General features: G+C 42.7%; 18 protein-coding genes and 4 tRNA genes. 9 read left to right on the plus strand and 13 right to left on the minus strand.

The genetic code is table 11. The annotated features are described in order from the left end of the window. Window positions 1-32 precede the first annotated feature (32 nt). Window positions 33-692, minus strand: coding sequence for a response regulator transcription factor (locus ABH008_RS06795; protein ID WP_347989101.1), 660 nt, complete (start codon window positions 690-692; stop codon window positions 33-35). Further along, the gene (locus ABH008_RS06800; RefSeq protein ID WP_347989102.1) at window positions 689-2,053 is read right to left on the minus strand and encodes a histidine kinase; all 1,365 of its coding nucleotides are present in this window, start codon (window positions 2,051-2,053) and stop codon (window positions 689-691) included. Before ABH008_RS06800 ends, ABH008_RS06795 begins: the two co-directional genes overlap by 4 nt. Before the next feature lie 198 nt (window positions 2,054-2,251). On the opposite strand from ABH008_RS06800, the gene ABH008_RS06805 reads away from it, so the two are divergent. Further along, the gene (locus tag ABH008_RS06805) at window positions 2,252-2,689 is read left to right on the plus strand and encodes a regulator (RefSeq protein ID WP_347989103.1); all 438 of its coding nucleotides are present in this window, start codon (window positions 2,252-2,254) and stop codon (window positions 2,687-2,689) included. Between the two features lie 250 nt (window positions 2,690-2,939). Further along, on the plus strand, window positions 2,940-3,224 hold the full coding sequence (locus ABH008_RS06810) for an Lpp/OprI family alanine-zipper lipoprotein (protein ID WP_347989104.1): 285 nt from the start codon (window positions 2,940-2,942) through the stop codon (window positions 3,222-3,224). A 194-nt stretch (window positions 3,225-3,418) separates the two neighbouring features. Here ABH008_RS06810 and ABH008_RS06815 read toward each other — a convergent pair whose 3' ends face one another. From ABH008_RS06815 to ABH008_RS06835, 5 genes are read right to left on the minus strand one after another with little or no spacing between them, the layout of a single operon-like run. Next, entirely contained in the window at window positions 3,419-4,378 is a 960-nt protein-coding gene (locus tag ABH008_RS06815; RefSeq protein WP_347989105.1) for a peptidylprolyl isomerase, read from the minus strand. Further along, window positions 4,375-4,656, minus strand: coding sequence for a BolA family protein (locus tag ABH008_RS06820; RefSeq protein ID WP_347989106.1), 282 nt, complete (start codon window positions 4,654-4,656; stop codon window positions 4,375-4,377). Before ABH008_RS06820 ends, ABH008_RS06815 begins: the two co-directional genes overlap by 4 nt. Further along, window positions 4,653-4,955, minus strand: a complete 303-nt coding sequence (locus ABH008_RS06825) for a YciI family protein (RefSeq protein WP_347989107.1) — start codon at window positions 4,953-4,955, stop codon at window positions 4,653-4,655. Before ABH008_RS06825 ends, ABH008_RS06820 begins: the two co-directional genes overlap by 4 nt. Beyond that, complete coding sequence (locus tag ABH008_RS06830; protein WP_347989108.1) at window positions 4,955-5,497, minus strand: septation protein A; 543 nt, start codon at window positions 5,495-5,497, stop codon at window positions 4,955-4,957. Before ABH008_RS06830 ends, ABH008_RS06825 begins: the two co-directional genes overlap by 1 nt. A gap of 23 nt (window positions 5,498-5,520) precedes the next feature. Continuing rightward, entirely contained in the window at window positions 5,521-5,835 is a 315-nt protein-coding gene (locus ABH008_RS06835; protein ID WP_347989109.1) for a hypothetical protein, read from the minus strand. Between the two features lie 188 nt (window positions 5,836-6,023). On the opposite strand from ABH008_RS06835, the gene ABH008_RS06840 reads away from it, so the two are divergent. Genes ABH008_RS06840 through ABH008_RS06855 form a run of 4 tightly spaced genes read left to right on the plus strand, consistent with a single transcriptional unit; the run spans window position 6,024 to window position 9,752 of the window. Continuing rightward, window positions 6,024-6,335 (plus strand): DUF1244 domain-containing protein, encoded by a 312-nt coding sequence (locus ABH008_RS06840; protein ID WP_347989110.1) that lies wholly within the window; start codon window positions 6,024-6,026, stop codon window positions 6,333-6,335. Further along, window positions 6,332-7,066: a class I SAM-dependent methyltransferase gene (locus tag ABH008_RS06845; RefSeq protein WP_347989111.1), complete on the plus strand. Its 735-nt coding sequence runs from the start codon at window positions 6,332-6,334 to the stop codon at window positions 7,064-7,066. Before ABH008_RS06840 ends, ABH008_RS06845 begins: the two co-directional genes overlap by 4 nt. Window positions 7,067-7,108: 42 nt before the next feature. Next, window positions 7,109-8,842, plus strand: coding sequence for an SPOR domain-containing protein (locus tag ABH008_RS06850; RefSeq protein ID WP_347989112.1), 1,734 nt, complete (start codon window positions 7,109-7,111; stop codon window positions 8,840-8,842). Between the two features lie 19 nt (window positions 8,843-8,861). Beyond that, complete coding sequence (locus tag ABH008_RS06855; RefSeq protein WP_347989113.1) at window positions 8,862-9,752, plus strand: 5'-nucleotidase; 891 nt, start codon at window positions 8,862-8,864, stop codon at window positions 9,750-9,752. A 17-nt stretch (window positions 9,753-9,769) separates the two neighbouring features. Here ABH008_RS06855 and ABH008_RS06860 read toward each other — a convergent pair whose 3' ends face one another. Continuing rightward, window positions 9,770-10,417, minus strand: a complete 648-nt coding sequence (locus ABH008_RS06860; RefSeq protein ID WP_347989114.1) for a class I SAM-dependent methyltransferase — start codon at window positions 10,415-10,417, stop codon at window positions 9,770-9,772. Window positions 10,418-10,481: 64 nt separating this feature from the next. On the opposite strand from ABH008_RS06860, the gene ABH008_RS06865 reads away from it, so the two are divergent. Further along, a tRNA-Asp gene (locus ABH008_RS06865) sits at window positions 10,482-10,558 on the plus strand. Between the two features lie 361 nt (window positions 10,559-10,919). Here the strand turns inward: ABH008_RS06865 and ABH008_RS06870 are convergent. The 5 genes from ABH008_RS06870 to ABH008_RS06890 all read right to left on the minus strand — a co-directional run bounded on the left by ABH008_RS06870 (window position 10,920) and on the right by ABH008_RS06890 (window position 13,152). After that, a tRNA-Glu gene (locus tag ABH008_RS06870) sits at window positions 10,920-10,995 on the minus strand. A 71-nt stretch (window positions 10,996-11,066) separates the two neighbouring features. Then, window positions 11,067-11,142: transfer RNA gene (locus tag ABH008_RS06875), tRNA-Glu, on the minus strand. 25 nt (window positions 11,143-11,167) lie between these two features. Continuing rightward, window positions 11,168-11,243: transfer RNA gene (locus tag ABH008_RS06880), tRNA-Ala, on the minus strand. Window positions 11,244-11,274: 31 nt separating this feature from the next. Continuing rightward, window positions 11,275-12,687 carry a glutamate--tRNA ligase gene (gene gltX / locus ABH008_RS06885; protein ID WP_347989115.1) on the minus strand — a complete coding sequence of 471 codons (1,413 nt, stop codon included), beginning with the start codon at window positions 12,685-12,687 and terminating at the stop codon, window positions 11,275-11,277. 6 nt (window positions 12,688-12,693) lie between these two features. Further along, a complete protein-coding gene (locus tag ABH008_RS06890; protein WP_347989116.1) occupies window positions 12,694-13,152 on the minus strand; it encodes a tetratricopeptide repeat protein in 459 nt (152 codons plus the stop codon). A 316-nt stretch (window positions 13,153-13,468) separates the two neighbouring features. Between ABH008_RS06890 and ABH008_RS06895 the strand changes: the two genes are divergently transcribed. Continuing rightward, window positions 13,469-15,529, plus strand: coding sequence for a tetratricopeptide repeat protein (locus ABH008_RS06895; protein WP_347989117.1), 2,061 nt, complete (start codon window positions 13,469-13,471; stop codon window positions 15,527-15,529). 553 nt (window positions 15,530-16,082) lie between these two features. Continuing rightward, entirely contained in the window at window positions 16,083-16,910 is an 828-nt protein-coding gene (locus ABH008_RS06900) for a hypothetical protein (protein ID WP_347989118.1), read from the plus strand. Window positions 16,911-16,962: the final 52 nt, after the last annotated feature.

The raw sequence follows: 16,962 nt of genomic DNA on the forward strand, positions 1-16,962 counted from the left end.
TAGCCCTGCAAATCGAGGCTGAGATAATAAGCTTAGGGAGAAATCGCCAAGTCTAAAATATTTAGTACATTGAGTTTGATTGCCAGTCGTGTTAATTCGATATCACTGTTTACGCCCAATTTGCGCTTGATCAGATAATGGCTATTGCAGACGGTTTTGATACTGATGTTTAAGGTTTTGGCAATGTCAGTATTGCTGTGTGCTGTCACTAGTAAACGTAGAATTTCAAATTCCCGTACCGTCAGTGTTTCCAATGCAAATTGTGCGTTACCAAGCTTTTCCAGTGCCAATAACTGAGCAATGTCAGGACTTAGGCTATAGCGTCCAGCATGTACGGCTTGAATTGCTTGCAGCAAGCAGTCAGGAGAGCTGCTTTTGCTGACATAGCCCCCTGCACCGGCACGAATGGCCTGTAGTGCAAAGCTGGGGTTTTCATGCATACTGAACACCAGAATTTTGGCTGTAGCCTGATACTGTTTGATACGGGCAATCAACTCCAGACCACTGCTGCCGGGTAGGCTAATATCAGTAATTACTAAATCTGGTTGGTATTGCTGAAAAAGCGGATAGGCCTGCGCCGCAGTACTGGCCTCTGCCAATACTTGTAAACCGGGCTGTTTAGCCAATAATGACCGGTATCCAGCTCGAACGATGGCATGATCATCCACCAGCAGAAGGCTGATATTTGTCATGATGGTTGTTCGGCATTGATAGGCATAGGTAAGCTTACGGCAACGATTAAACCGTGTGGATCAGCAATGGCCAGTTTTAGTTTTCCCTGCAAAGCGGCTACCCGTTCACGCATGCCCACTAAGCCAATGCCACAGCAACGGGCAAAAGGTAATTGCGTAGCTATGCCATTATCGCTTACAGACAGTGCAGCATAGTTTGGATCAATGCTTAGCTTGATATTAACCTGTGTTGCCTGAGCATGTTTGGCAATATTGGTTAGACACTCCTGTATTATTCTGAATAATGCGATGGCTTGTTGTGATGACAATAAATGGCTATCACCAAGCATGTTTAACGCATAGTTAGTTTTACCAAAACTGCGCTCATTCCAATCAGCTATCAAGCTGTTAAGACTGATTGCCAAGCTTAGAGCGTCAAACTCTGGCGGTCGTAAACGACCAAGCATTCCTCTTACCCAATCCAGGGTGTGGGTGGTAATGCGGCTAATATGTTGAGCATCTTCAATCAGTATAGGGCATTGTTGGCTGGCTGTTTGCTGAATAGAGGTGGCAACAGCGTTGATAGCTGCAAGACATTGCCCTAGTTCATCATGTAATTCTTGTGCCAAATAGCGCCGTTCTTCTTCTTGAAGCGTCATTAGTTTTACCAGCAAGGTTTGACGTTCTTCCAGAAGATGCTGTTGATTGCTGGCTAGTTGATTAATTGCTTCAGCAATTCGCTGCCATTCGCTAAGTTCAAATTCAGGGAGCCGATAAGCAAATTGGTCGGTGTCCATTTGTGCCAAACCCAGAATAATGGTGGTTGCGGGTTGCAAAGTGCGTCTGATGCTTAGGTATACCAGTAGACAGACACCTAAAATTGTCACGCTGGATAATGTCATCAGACTGAGTGAATGGGTCCATGCGTTGGCTATTTCCTGCTCTGGGTTGGGGGTGATGGTTAAGGTGCCATATACGTGATCAGGTGTTGCAATCGAACGTACCTCAGGTTGGCCAGGTTTAAATATTTGCCTATACACCATTGCAAAAACAGTCGGCCAATCAGTCACTAAAGGTTTGCTTCCACTACACAGGCTGTGTGATAAGGCCTGATCACTACTTGTATAGTCTATACACACGCCTGGTTGACTGCCGGATCGTTTCCACCATTCAAAATCCGGGAATATATTTGCCTGACCAATTCCCGCCTTACGTAGCAATAGTTGCGCTTCTAGTTGTTTTTGCAGAGCTTCGGCCATTTGTTGACTGCTTTGTTCTGCCTGTCGGTGGTTTTGGTAGAGCATAAAGCCAGCATTTGCCAATAGGCAAAGTACAGCAACCAGGGTAATACGAGACAACAAATGCACTTGTAGATTCATCATCAGCCTGTGCGTGTGATTAGGGATAAATACTATTTTAAATGCTGGACTGGTGAGAGCAAGCTCAATCGCCTAACTCAGGCAAATTGCCCGAGTTTAACAGGCAAATATCAGCTTACGGCAGCTGCCTTACGCACTAATATTGGTTGCCAGAACAGCCCGAAACGGCTAGTTTTATCAATATTTAAACAGGAAATTATTATGATACCCAATCTTTTTGATGATAGCCGCATTGCTTGGCAAACCTTAGCTGGAATTGAACATTTGCACTATTCGATACTCGATATTGATGAACAGCATAATATTATTGATGTGCTATTCAAGTTTGCAGCCCGTCAGCAGATTGTGTTACATCGGCACAAGGTTTTAAATAAAACATTTGTTATTCAAGGCGAACATATACTCTATCATGCCGATGGTCAATTAAAGGAAGTGAGAGCTGTAGGCAGTTACACCAGTAGCGAAGCCAGTCAGGATCCACATCGGGAAGGTGGCGGGGATATTGATGTCATTGTGTTGTTCAGTATTCGCGGTAGCTCTGGTGTATTGTATGAAATTCTCGATGCGGAATTCAATGTTATCGCTACACTCGGCATGCAAGATTTTGTCGATTTATATCATAAGCAACGTGCGCATTAGCTGTTTAAGTTTAATTGTGTTACTGAGTTAAATACCTGTTTAGGTAGTAGTGCCTTTTTTCAGGAATGTCAGTTTTGGTAGATACAGCAAGGTCTTGTGCATTTTTAATATAACAGTGCAACAGGATGGCTGAGATTGAGGTTTGTAGTGATTTTAATTTTCAGAGTTTATGGATTTTCTCTATACTGGAAAAGTTGATACTTTAAAACACTCAACTGAACAGTTAATTAATCCCCATAAAGGCTAAGCCATGCAGAAAGTTATTTTATTGTTAGCACTACCTATCGCCGTTTCATGCCTCAATGGTTGTGCAAAATCCTCCGATGTTGATGCTCTGGAGGCGCGTGTAACTGTACTAGAGGAGAAGATGTCAACATTGGCAGTTGATGTGGCTGCTGTTAAAGAGGCTGCAGCAGATGCTGCAGTAAAAGCAGTGGCTGCAGAAGCAGCAGCTAATCGCGCGGCAGCGTTTGCGGAAGACACCAATACTAAATTGAATGTCATTATTAAACGAAATTGTGGGGCGGATTGTTAGTGGCTGGTTTGTAGTGCTAGCGTGAGGGTAGGGCGGTATGTTGTTGAAATATTTATGTTTAACGTGCGGGATAAAAGCAGCTTTCAATGATGCAGTTTAGCAAAATAATATAAATTAAATTAGTTGCACGTATAGGTTTAAATTAGGCTTTATGTAGGATAACAGGGCGGGGGGTTCCCGCCCTGTTTTATAGCTTACGGCTTTGCTGTGACAGGTGAAGATTCTGTTGGAGCAGGAGCCGCAGATGCAGGTGCTGGAGCCTCAGCTGCAGGTTCTGGAGTAGCTGCTGCTGGAGCACTTTCTGTTGCAGCAGGCGCTTCAGGTGGCAGTAAAACTTCTACCTGTGCAGTTTTGCGCAAGGTTTCCATCATGGTTTGTGCTTTTTGGCGTTGTAACATAGAACGAATTTGTTCTTTTACTGCGTCTAATGGTGGTGGTGTCAACGCTCTGGAGTCTTCTCTCAGAATTACGTGCCAGCCAAACTGAGTTTGTACGGGTTGTTTTGTATATTTTCCGTTTTCAAGAGCAATAACCGCTTCTGAGAAAGGCGCAACCATTCTATCCGCAGTAAACCAGCCTAAATCACCACCTTCAGAACCCATAGGGTCAATTGAATGTTTTTTAGCCAGGGCAGTAAAATCTCCACCTTTGTCTAATTCAGCAATCAGTTTTTTGGCTTCGTCTTCTGTTTTTACCAAAATGTGGCGGGCTTTATATTCATTGCCCAGATTAGCCATTTTTGAATCATATTCGGCTTTAATTTCTTCATCCGTAACAGGGTTTGCTTTCAAATAATCCTGTAATGCTGCTTGTGATAACAAGGAGTTTTTAACCGTTGCCAAACGTTCAACAATTTCTGGTGATTTGTCCAAACCTTTTTGCAGCGCCTGTTGAATTAACAGTTCGCGTTGAATTAATTCTTCCAGTAACTGTTGTTTAGGAAAAGTTTGGCCTTGGCTACGCTCAGAAATTTCTTTTTCCAAAGTGTCCAGAGTTTTTTTGCTGATGAATACGCCATTGACAGAGGCTACTGCATCTGCTTTTGTTACAACAGGTAACGCAGCATCTGTAGCAGGTGTTTTAGGCTTTTCTTCAAAACAGCCACTAAGCAAGGAGCTAGTAACCAAGATTAACGGGATGAGTTTCAGTTTCATTCAGAGTTTCCTTTTGAGTTTTCAGATGGGGTTAAAGCATTTATACCAAGGGCGTGAATGTCTTCTTTCATCAGTTCATTCAGCACCTGATAAATCATTTGATGGCGTTGTACCAGTGATTTATCTGTAAAGCATTCAGCTACAATGGTTACATAGTAATGACCACCGCCTTTTTGATTGCCAGCGTGTCCTGCATGGCTAGCACTTTGGTCAATTAATTCAATTAAATCTGGATTCAACGCATCTTTCAGTTTTTGTCGGATCTGGTCGGTTATCATTTTGGGAAAACTTGTTTAAAAGGTTTAACAATTACACGGGCATATACGCCTGCGATACTATAGGGGTCCATTTCTGCCCATTGTTGGGCGCTTGTCAAGCTGTCGAATTCTGCCACAATTAAACTGCCGCTAAAGCCAGCCTCGCCAGGATTTTCGGCATCTATGCTGGGATGTGGACCAGCAAGAACTAAACGACCTTGATCTTGCAAGACAGTCAATCTTTGTAAATGTTCCGCACGTACACTCAATCTTTTATTCAGACTATTTGGAATATCTTCCGCGATAATGGCGTACAGCATTATTTTTTAGTCTCTGGGCCAGGTACGTGCTTATACAAAAATGCCATTTGCACCACAATAAAAATGAGCATTAGGCCAGGAACGCCAAAGGTTTTAAAGCTAACCCAGTCATCTGTGCTGTAATGAGACATGACGTAAAGATTTAGAAAGCCTACACTGATGAAAAATAGCGACCAACTTAAATTCAGGCGTTTCCATAGTTTGACTGACAGCTCAATATTGCTGCCCATCATGCGCTCAATAAAGGTTTTTTTGCCGATAAACTGGCTGGCCAGGAATGCGATTCCGAACAACCATTCGATGATACTAAGCTTCCATTTGATAAATTGTTCGTCTTGTAAATAAAGTGTTGCTCCACCCAAGACCACCACCAGTCCCAGGGTGATCCATTGCAAGGTTTCTACCTTGCGGTATATCAACCAATAGGCAAGTATCTGCACTATGGTAGCGGCAATTACTACTGCAGTAGCAGTAAATATATCGTAAAGTTTGTAAGTGATAAAAAACAGAACAATAGGAAAAAATTCTAAGAGCGGTTTCATGATGAGTGTTTGAAATAGGTTGGTCAGGCGTATAGATCAATACCTGAAATCGATTCAGAAATTTTAAGTTGAGCTATCAGTTTGTCGTTTTGAATGTATGCATTCACTGCTTTCTGTGTCCATGTGTTGTTAGATTGACTGTATTGATTAGCATTTGACAGTCCGGCCTCATTTAATACGTTTTGAATGTGATTAGTGCTTGATGCCTGTATTGTTAGTCCATTTCCCGTGGTTTGAGAACTGCTTACCCTTGCCTGCTGGGCATCAGTGTTCTCTGCCTGAGGCTTGGTATAAGCAACAGGATTATAAGCCAAAGATGAACTGTGTATTATGTTCACGAAATTAATCACGCAGCAAGCAACGACTTGACATTGTATGATCTTGAAAAGAAATTGTATACAAAAACACCATTTTCTGATGTGTTGATGTCAATAAGCAGGCAAATTACTGGGTGATTACCCGTTTATGTGGCTTGTGACGCTACTCAGGTTGATTGCTGTTAAAATATAAAATTTGGAGGAATTTGATGGCAACTGATTTGACTACCGAGTTGGAATCGGCAACATTTAGACGCTTACTGGCACATTTACAAGCGCATAACGAAGTACAAAATATCGATCTGATGATTTTGGCCGATTTTTGCAGAAATTGTCTGGCAAAATGGTATGTGGCTGCCGCTGCGGAGCGTGATGTTACAGTGGATTATGAGCAAGCGCGTGAATTGATTTACGGTATGCCCTATGCGGAATGGAAAAAAAACAATCAACTTGAGGCGAGTCCAGAGCAGCTGGCTACTTATGCAGCCAGACAAGCATTAAAACAAAATCAGTCATCATGACTGGCACTATAACACCTTTTGACGCCATGTTTTCTGGGCTAATCGGTAAGGATAATCAGATGTTGAAGCTGATCAGTCCTTACGCGGTGGAAATGAGTCGTCTGGTGGGTGAGGCGGTCGGGCAATTCTGTCAGCAATCCGAGCAAATAGTGAATATTGTTGAATTAGGCGGTGGTACGGGCATTACTACCTTATCAATTTTGTCATCGGCTGCTAATCTTAAGCTATTGAGTGTGGATAATGAACCTATTATGCAGAATCAAGCCAAACATCATCTTCAGAATTGGGTGATTGCCGATAAACTAAGGTTTTCGGCTGATGATGCTTTATCTGCTTTGCGTGCACTGCCGACAGCAAGTGTTGATATACTGGCTTCAGCCTATACCTTGCATAACTTTCAAGCAGATTATCGCTTAGCTGTGATTTTCGAAATTTATAGGGTATTAAAGCCAGCAGGACAATTGATTAATGGTGATCGTTACGCACTAGATGATGTATCGGCACATACGCGTTGTACTCAACAGGAAGTAGCTGGATACTTTAAGGTTTTAACGAGCTTTAACCGTCTGGATTTACTGGAACAATGGATTATTCATTTATTTAATGATGAATCCGAAAATCATATTATGCGTGAAGCTCTTGCCGTTCAACAGTTGGTTGAGGCAGGCTTTCAACAGATTAATGTATCACAGCGACATGATGTTAATGCCTTGCTCAAGGCCGTTAAATAGTCGGGATTGCTGTCTGGGTACGCTTAACTTGTGAGAAAAACTATGGCAGATGTTACTAAAGGTAGTGATAAAAAAAATAAAGATTCTTTTGCTGATGACTTAGATGCCATGCTGAATACGAGTGATGTGAATACCTCACAGCATGTGGAGATGATTGATGCCGACGATGATGATGCTATAGACCGGTTATTGATGGGAGACAACTTTCAAGATAACGCTATTGATCTTGATGGGGATGAATTTGCCGAATTTGATGTCTATATGGCAAATGATATTGATGAAAATACTAAAATGAACATCGATGTTGACGAAATTGATGAGTTTGCAGATGCTGCAGAAATAAGTGAACAGGATACTAAGCAAGACGAGAGGGATGAAGTAGAAAGTTTTGATTTTGACGACCAGGAAGAGTGGGATGAGTCTAGCGCTCATCAAATAGACGCTGAACCGTTGGTATTTGCAGAGGATGCCGACTTATTTCCAGAAAGTGTTGATGAGCCTGATGTGGTTATTGCTCAGGCTAATGAGGCTGTAAATCGACGCGTGCCTGATGATTTACTGGCTGAGTTTGATATATCCGCAGACGATGATGATATTAAGCCGGTAAAAAAACCCGAAACACCCGTGGATGTTTCTGATTTACCAGAAATAATAGCCAAACCTGAAATTAGTGTTGAGCCTGAAATAGATTTGTTTAAGGACGATACTCTCTCTGACCTATCGTTAGACGATATAGATATTTTTGCAGAGGGTGATGTGGTTCAGGAACCTAATCCGCAGTTAGAACCTCAAAATGTGCCTCTGCCTGAAGCGAAAATAGCCGCTCCTGAAGTTCAAGCAAATGTGGCGGCAGTTGATTATAGTGGTGAGTTGGCGGCTCTAACGAGTCAGTGTGCAACGCTCAATAATCAATTAATGGTATTAAAAAAACAGCAATTGGCTTTTAAACAGGAAATGACGGAAAAAGCGGGCAAGGAAGAGCTGGTGACATGTTTGGGTTCAATCGAGAGTTTGCAAACGGAACAAAAGAAAACCAAACGTAGCGTTGATGCGTTTAGTCAGCAAAAGCCTGTTTCAGCCTATGTTGCTAATGGTTTGGCTGCTGTAGCACTGTTGCTGGGCGCTGGTTTGGCCATTCAGAACTATATTGCCAAAACTCAGGCGACTGAAGTTTTACAAATTATTGGTAAGTTGCAAGAGCAGGTTACGGGGGCTCCCACCAGCGAAGCTGCCGATAAAGAAATGTTACGCAAAGAATTGGATGGTTTAGCGCTTGCTGATAGTGTAACCAGTAACCAGTTGGCTGAGATTAAAAAAATGCTGTCTGGTGAAACAGGTTCCGCCAAGGCCAGTGGCGAAGCGGCGGGTGATGCCGGTAAAAAATTAGCTGAATTGTCCACGCAAATTATGCAGATGGGAAACGCTATTGAATCTTTGGAAACAAAAGTCAGTAATCTTGAAAAAGGTAAGCTGCAAACCGTTGTTACAGCACCCAAGCTAGAAAAGAAAAAACCAGTAGTGGTTGAAGAAAACTGGGCCGTTAATTTGATTGCGTTTAGACAGGATTGGTATGCTAAACGTAAGGCTGAAGAATATGCCAGTAAGGGCGTTGCTGTAAAAGTAAGTAAGTCCGAGTCCAAGGGCGAAGTCTGGTATAGGTTAAGTGTTGATGGTTTTAAAAGCCAATATGAAGCAGCTGGCTATGCAGCTAAAATAAAAAAATCACTTAATCTGGATTCAGTATGGGTGGCACGGGTAACTGCAAACGCTGACTAGAATTAACATGAGCAGATGAATGGAAAACGAAAAACTGGTGGTCGCCATCTCTTCCAGGGCATTATTTGATCTGGATGAGTCGCATGCAATTTTTGAAACACAGGGCAAGGCCGCATTCTGTCGTTATCAAATTGAACACGAAAATGAGATTCTGTTACCAGGTTTTGGCTTTTCTCTGGTTAAAAAATTTCTGGATATTAATCAGGCATTTCCGGCAGCTCCGTTGGTTGAAATTATTTTACTTTCACAAAATAGTGCCGATACCGGTTTAAGAATATTTAATGCCATCAATTACTATCAATTAGCGATCAGTCGTGCAGCTTTTACTAGTGGCGTCTCTCCTTATGAATACATACCAGCATTTGGTGCGCACTTGTTTTTATCTGCCAACGCAGAAGATGTTAGAAAAGCGTTAGAAGCGGGTTATGCCGCAGCTACCATCGTTTCGGGTGCGGCTGTTAAGCCGTCAGCGCAACTTCGCATTGCTTTTGACGGCGATGCAGTACTGTTTTCGGATGAATCCGAACGTATTTATCAACAGCATGGCTTGACGGCATTTACGGATAATGAACGTTTACAGGCGCATAAGCCTTTGTCTGATGGGCCATTAAAAGCTTTTTTGAGCGCCTTGTACCGCATACAAAGCCATTTTGATGCTGAGCAGTCGCCTATCCGAACCGCTTTAGTCACCGCGCGCTCTGCTCCCGCGCATGAGCGAGTGGTGCGTACTTTTAGGGCATGGGATATACGTATTGATGAGGCCTTGTTTTTGGGAGGTATGCCGAAAGGGCCGTTTTTAAAAGCGTTTGGTGCGGATATATTCTTCGATGATCAAACTGGGCATTGCGAATCTGCACAATTACATCAGGTGGCTGCCGCGCATGTGCCGCATGGTGTGAAAAATCAGTAAGTTTAGGTTGCCAATGTTTAATCCAGGCGTTTAAAAATAATCACATCTGCCCCAATAAACTCAATACCGCAATGATAGTGTAGAGCCAGATATTCGAAACAGGGTCTGGAAAAGAAACAAATGTGAGTTAAGTCATTTTTATAATGCCAGTGTTTAAATGCTGCTGCATCAATCACCATTTTCGTCATCAAACCTAAGTATCCGAGCGGTTTTAATAGTCTGAAAAGGTTTGCGAATTCCACGTCGGGTTGACGAAAGTGTTCGACTACTTCGCTACAAGTAATAAAGTCATATTGCTGTCTTAAATAGTTAGGATGATTGGCATAAATGGGATCATACAAATCAACCTGATGCCCGGCTTCCATAAACAATTCTGCTAATAGTGGCCCAGGGCCGCAGCCAAAATCCAGTCCATGTGCAGGGTAGGCTAGTTTTGCCAGTAGTGGAATCGCCAAACGAGATAAAAAACTCCGGTAACCTGGATCGTTGCTAGTATTTTGATGCAGATCATAGATTTTTTTTTCTGCTAGGCGGTCCAAGTGTTGATGTACAGGTACGAACACCAGCAAACAAGTTTGACAGCGTAGATAGTTGCGAAATTTGTCCTGAGCAAAGTCGCTGCTGTTTTTTTCTCCACATAACGGGCATGCAGAATGCTGTGTCATACGCTACTGTTGAATATTGTTGACTAATAGTTGAATTGCTGTATAATGCCCATCTTCCAGCTGCGGAGCGGTAGTTCAGTTGGTTAGAATACCGGCCTGTCACGTCGGTGGTCGCGGGTTCGAGCCCCGTCCGCTCCGCCAATTATACAGCTTAATTTAGAGCTGTATTCAATTCACACCCTCTTCTGCAGTAATATTGGCAACAGTCAATTTCTTCTATTCTAATTAACCTTTTTTAAAAGTGATGGCTTTTAAGATCGTTTAGAAATATTAGCATGGTTACCTTAATAGTCATAAGCGCTCACGTAATGCTTTGCTTGAAGCGATAGCTAAGATTCGTTGGAAAGTAATTGGCAGCTTTATTTAGAGGTGTAAGGGCGCGGCTGTTTTTGGCTTTTATATAGATAAAACATCTGGCTTGTCTTTTTTTGTTAAGTCGATGCTTCAATCAACCAGATGGTTGATTGCTGACTAACTCAAGCCAGAGTGATGTGATAAAAATTGGCGTCCCCAGGGGGGTTCGAACCCCCGTTACCGCCGTGAAAGGGCGGTGTCCTAGGCCACTAGACGATGGGGACTAAGACGTTTTTTAATACTTTACAGCCAATTGTTTGCAAGTTTTTTTATGAAAAATTTCCATAAATAAAGTTGGCGTCCCCAGGGGGGTTCGAACCCCCGTTACCGCCGTGAAAGGGCGGTGTCCTAGGCCACTAGACGATGGGGACTAAGACTTTAAAACATACAACTAATTGGTGGAGCCAAGCGGGATCGAACCGCTGACCTCTTGCATGCCATGCAAGCGCTCTCCCAGCTGAGCTATGGCCCCGTAGTTGAGTCCAATAATTATACTGATATTTTTATGATTGTCCAGTGATAATTGTTGATTTTATAAACTCAAGCGCCTTCTCAATTCTGTTTAGGGTTTTTTGTTTTCCTAACAAGCTTAGGGTAATATCAATAGCAGGTGATACACCGCTGCCACAGACAGCAATACGTAAAGGTTGGGCAATTTTGCCGAGTCCCAATTGTAATTGTTCAGCACTATGCAACACAATTTGATGCAAAGTTTCCGCTTCCCAGTTTTCGACGCTGCTAAATTCAGTCAGTAAATGCTGTAAAACCGTGTCACTACCCGTTTTAAAATGCTTTTTTACTGCACTTTCTTCGTAAGAGTTGAAGTCTTTGTAGAAATAGACGCTTTGTGTGGCCATCTCCACCAGTGTTTTACAGCGTTCGCGTTGTGCTTTAACTACCTCACTTAAGTCAGGGCCAGTGCTTGGGTCAATACCCAGTTCGCCCATATGCCAACTGAGATGATGTGCAACCAATGCCGGATCACTATTCATCAGATATTGATGATTCAACCACAACAGCTTTTCGGTATTAAAGGTTGAGGCGGATACATTCACTTTTTCCAGCTCAAATAACTGTATCATTTCATCTCGGCTGAATAATTCCTGATCGCCATACGACCAGCCCAGACGTACCAGATAATTTAGCAGTGCCTCGGGTAAATAACCGTCATTTCGATATTGCATTACACTCACTGCACCGTGTCGTTTCGAGAGTCGTGCGCCATCAGAACCTAAAATCATTGGTACATGCGCATAAATCGGTAACTGGGCACCAAGGGCTTGTAAGATATTAATCTGCCGAGGGGTGTTATTGACATGATCATCACCGCGAATTACATGTGTAACCCCCATATCCATATCATCCACTACCACGGTCAGGTTGTAAGTAGGCGTGCCATCAGAACGTGCAATGATTAAATCATCCAGTTCTTTATTGGCCACCACAATCCGGCCTTTCACCAAGTCATCAATGACAACTTCACCCTGTTCTGGATTTTTAAAGCGTACTACACGTTCGCCGCTATTTTCAGCGCCTTGCCGACATTTGCCGTTATAGCGCGGTTTTTCTTTGTTCGCCATTTGTTGTTCACGCAAAGCGTCCAGTTCCTCGCGACTACAATAACAATAGTAAGCGTCTCCCTGAGCCAGTAGTTGTTCAATAACTTGTTTGTATCGATCAAAACGCTGGGTTTGATAAAATGGACCTTCGTCGTATTCCAGTCCTAACCAGGTCATGCCTTCTAGAATGGCGTTCACAGATTCTTGGCTGGAGCGTTCCAGATCAGTATCTTCAATTCGTAAAATAAAGCGGCCGCCATGTTTACGGGCATATAGCCAGGAAAATAATGCGGTGCGAGCACCGCCAACATGTAAATAACCGGTAGGGCTAGGCGCAAAGCGGGTTCTGATAGTCATTTTTTATTATTTAGAAGTTAAAAATTTTTTTGCGTATTCACTGGGTATGCTTTTCGCAGCACTTAGACGCATGGCTTGATAATTAAATTGTACACTGCCTTTGGCGGCATCGTTCTTACCAAGGATAGCCAAAGAAGTTGCATGGCCTTTAGCGGCAGCCTTTTCATACCAGGCAGTGGCTTTATCTCGATCAGCATTCACACCCATGCCTCTATCATACATGGCGGCTATAGCTACTTGAGCATCAACCAAGCCTTGCTTTGCCGCTTTTTCCATCCAGTCTGCAGCTTGCGGTTCATTTTTTTCCAAGCCGTCTCGGCCTAATAAATACAAAGATGCCAGCTTTGCTTGTGCTAAGGCGTCTCCTTGTTCGGCCAGTTGTTTAATATGTATGCCCTCTGCCGATTGAGCAAATGCAGTGCTGGATAGCAAAATCAGCCAACAAAACCCTAAAATTTTGTACATGCCCTTTCTCCACAAATTAAGTCAAAGTTCTACATTATTTCATGACCTAGGGGTTTTAGTGAAAAAGGCGCTTAAAAATAGTCTATCTATGCATGTGCTAAGAGTATGGTAAAGCCGCAGAATAGATAAATATATCGTTTTTTGCAATTTTGAAAATTTATAGCCATACGTTACATTCGTTGCCATTAAGCGGATGAACCCTTTCGTTCCTATGAAATTTAAAAAAAGCACACCAGTTGCAGAATTAATGCAACACGCAGTTTATTTGCATCAAATTGGGCAATTGTCTGAAGCTGCATAGCATTACAAAAATTTGTTGAAAAAATTGCCTGGCCATCCGCAATTGTTAACCGGGTTGGGAACCATTGCATTGCAGAAAGGTGATTTCAGTAAGGCCGAACAATTTCTTCAGCAATCTATTGCAGCCTATCCCGAACAAGCAATTGCGCAATGCAATCGGGGTGTGGCCTTGGTCAATCTTGATCGCTTGTCTGACGCACAGCTTTGTTATCAGCTAGCGATTCAATTAAAGCCAGATTATGCAACTGCACATAACAATTTGGGTTTGCTGCTAAAGGATTTACAGCGTTTAGATGAGGCTTTGCTGAGTTTTGATGCTGCCATTGCTGTGCAGCCCAATTATGCGGAAGCTTATTACAATCAGGGGTTGGTCTGGGAGGCAAAACACAATTTTCAGTCCGCACTGGTTTGTTATCAACGCGCTGTTGAACTAAAGCCAGATTTTGATGAGGCTTATAAAAGGCGTGAAAACATGCTGCATATATTAGAAGCTGAGGCGGTTAAGGAAAATTCAGCTGGGCCATACCTAGAGTCAAATGTCGATGTATTTGTTCAGCAAGGTATTGGCTTGCATGGGCAGGGGGATTTTCGGTCGGCAATCACTCGTTATGATCAGGTTTTGGCGCTTAAGCCTGATTATGTGGAAATTTATTTGAATCGTGGCCTGGCCTATCAGGAACTGCGGGAATACCAGCAAGCAGCGGCAAATTATCGACAAGCTATCGATTTGCAGCCTGCTTTTGCGGAAGCGCATAATAATTATGGAATTGTTTTACACAAATTACAGCAATATAGTGCCGCAGTTAACAGTTTTGCAACCGCACTGGACTTAAAGCCCGAGTACGCAGCTGCCTATAATAATCGAGCTCTATCGCTGATAGAGCTGGGTAAGTATACATTGGCTTTGAATGATTTTCAGCAGGCAGCTCGCTTAGAGCCTGAGAATAACGAAGCTCTGCGTAATCAGGGAAATGCTCTTTTGGGTTTGAATCAACCGCTGCAAGCTGTAGAGCTTTTCAATAAAGCACTTGCTTTAGCCCCGCATGATGCGGTTGCCTATAATAATAGAGGCAATGCACTGAAGGAATTGAATCGACTGGACGAGGCTGATTGCAGTTACGATCAAGCCTTAAGTTTAGATCCTGCTTATGCCAATGCTTATTGGAATAAAGCCTTGCTTAAAATTTTGCGAGGTCAATATGCAGAAGGGTGGCAATTGTACGAATGGCGCTGGCGGTCCGCGCGTAATTTGCAAGTGTTGGGGTTTAGTCAACCACAATGGCATGGTGAACAAAATATCGCTGGAAAGACGTTATTGATTGTTCCCGAACAAGGCTTGGGGGATTTTATTCAATTCTGCCGCTATGTGCCTAGGTTGGATGTGTTGGGTGCAAACATTATTATACAAGTCCCCGTGGTATTAAAAGATTTGCTTGCCAGCCTAAAAGGGCATTTTAGCTTGGTTGAAGAGGGCGAGTCTTTGCCTGATTACGATCTTTATTGTCCGATCATGAGCTTCCCTTATGCGTTCAAGACGACTCTGGAAGATGTGCCTGCGAATGTGCCTTATCTTTACGCCGATGCGAAAAATCAAAGCGTCTGGTCCAGACGTTTGGGTGCTAAAACAAAAACCAGAGTGGGTTTGGTTTGGTCAGGTTCCATAGAGCATAAAAATGATCATAACCGTAGTCTGTCGTTTTCGTTGTTAGAGCCTTTGTTGCAACTTCCTTACGAATTTCACGTGTTACAAAAAGACATTCGGTTTGCTGATCAAGAGGCAATGACAGCCTATCCACAATTGCATATTCATCAGAAAGATTTGTCGAATTTCGCGGCTACCGCAGCTCTGGTCTCCGCTATGGATCTGGTGATTTCTGTTGATACTTCCGTGGCGCATCTGGTCGGGGCTTTAGGTAAGCCTTTATGGTTATTATTGCCTTATGCGCCCGATTATCGCTGGTTGCTGGATAGAGTGGATAGCCCCTGGTATCCCACTGCCATCTTATTTCGGCAGCCAGCGATGGGTGACTGGCAGAGTGTGATAGCGTTGTTGCAGGAAAGGTTACAAGCCATCTAGCGCCTGTTTTTCGTTCTATTAAAAAAACCGGGACAGGTTGTTCCACCCAAAATCTAATCATTTACAAAAGTCATTGTTTAGATGTTTTGCATGTATGCATTACGCCTCTTAGCAAGACGTTATCTCTGAGAATACAAGCCCCATTAAACCTGTTGCTAAAGCAGCAGCGTTACAACTCCGTCTGTTGTTATAGAAATAGTGAATAGTATAAATTTAGTTTCTAATTCATTAAAAACAATGACTTATGTATTGGCATGTATAGTGCTTTATTTGTAATGTAGTAAAGATTAAGGATGTGATTAAACCTGATCTGATTGTTTGTCAAGTCTGTGGTGGCGAGTTAATGGATTAAGGGTTGTTGATATATCAGCAGTATATCAGCAGTTAGTGTTGATTTTATAGCAGAAAATTATACAGAATTTATATAAAACTCTTTATAAACAATGCTTTAAAAGTAGGCATAAAAATTGCGATCAGTGTATATGTGGGAGTTTTGTTGTTTTTTTTCCACAAATTTTAGTTTTCCTTTTAATTTAATATTTGAGGTGTTTATATGAGTAAATTAAGCAAGATTACAGTTGCTATGTCGTTGGCTTTGGCGGCTAGCACTGCGTCGGCGGATTTTATTTCTTCAGCGGGTGGTAATAGTTCATCCATAATATTTTCAGCTATCGATGAAAATACGTCCTCTGCAAACTACGGGGCTACTTTCGTTTATGATTTGGCGCTGGGAGATGCGGGTCTTAACTTCAGCAGTTTTGTCAATGGTACACAAGGTACAAAAGGTACATTAAGCTGGGATCTTTCACAAAATGCAGCGTTCTCTGCTTTTGCTGCGGATAACAGTCAACTGCAGTGGAATGTTTTAGGTGGTGAATCACTGAATAGTGGCCTCACTAATAAGACTGCTTGGGGTGCTTTGACAACGCTGACTACACCTGCTGTTGCAACATCTGTGGCTGCTCTTACTCTCGCGACCGGATCTAATAGCATTCCCATTTATTTTACTAATGTAAATAATGCGCTGGGGGTTCCTAATACAAACGTGGGTGCTATCGCGGCTGGCAGTCTTACTAATATCGCTAATCTGGGTTCTTTACAAAATGCCGGTAGTATCTATGCTAACGAGGGTGGGGTAAATAGCAATACAATCGCGCTGGATTTGATTCAAAACTCTAATACTGCTACTAAAGCTTCGCTTGCCACACCTAACGTGGTGACTAATTTAGGTAGTTTCACTCTGAGTGGCAATACTTTAACGTTCACTTCTGCTTCTGCAAGTGCGGTACCTCTACCTACTTCAATCTGGATGTTCCTGTCCGGCTTAGTGGGCGTGTTAGGCTTTAAACGCCGTCAAAACGCTATAACAACAGCGATCTAAATCATGTTGCGATTCCAGGGACTGAACCGGAATCGCACTTAAGGACTTTTTA

The organism is Methylomonas sp. AM2-LC, assembly GCF_039904985.1.
GTDB lineage: Bacteria > Pseudomonadota > Gammaproteobacteria > Methylococcales > Methylomonadaceae > Methylomonas.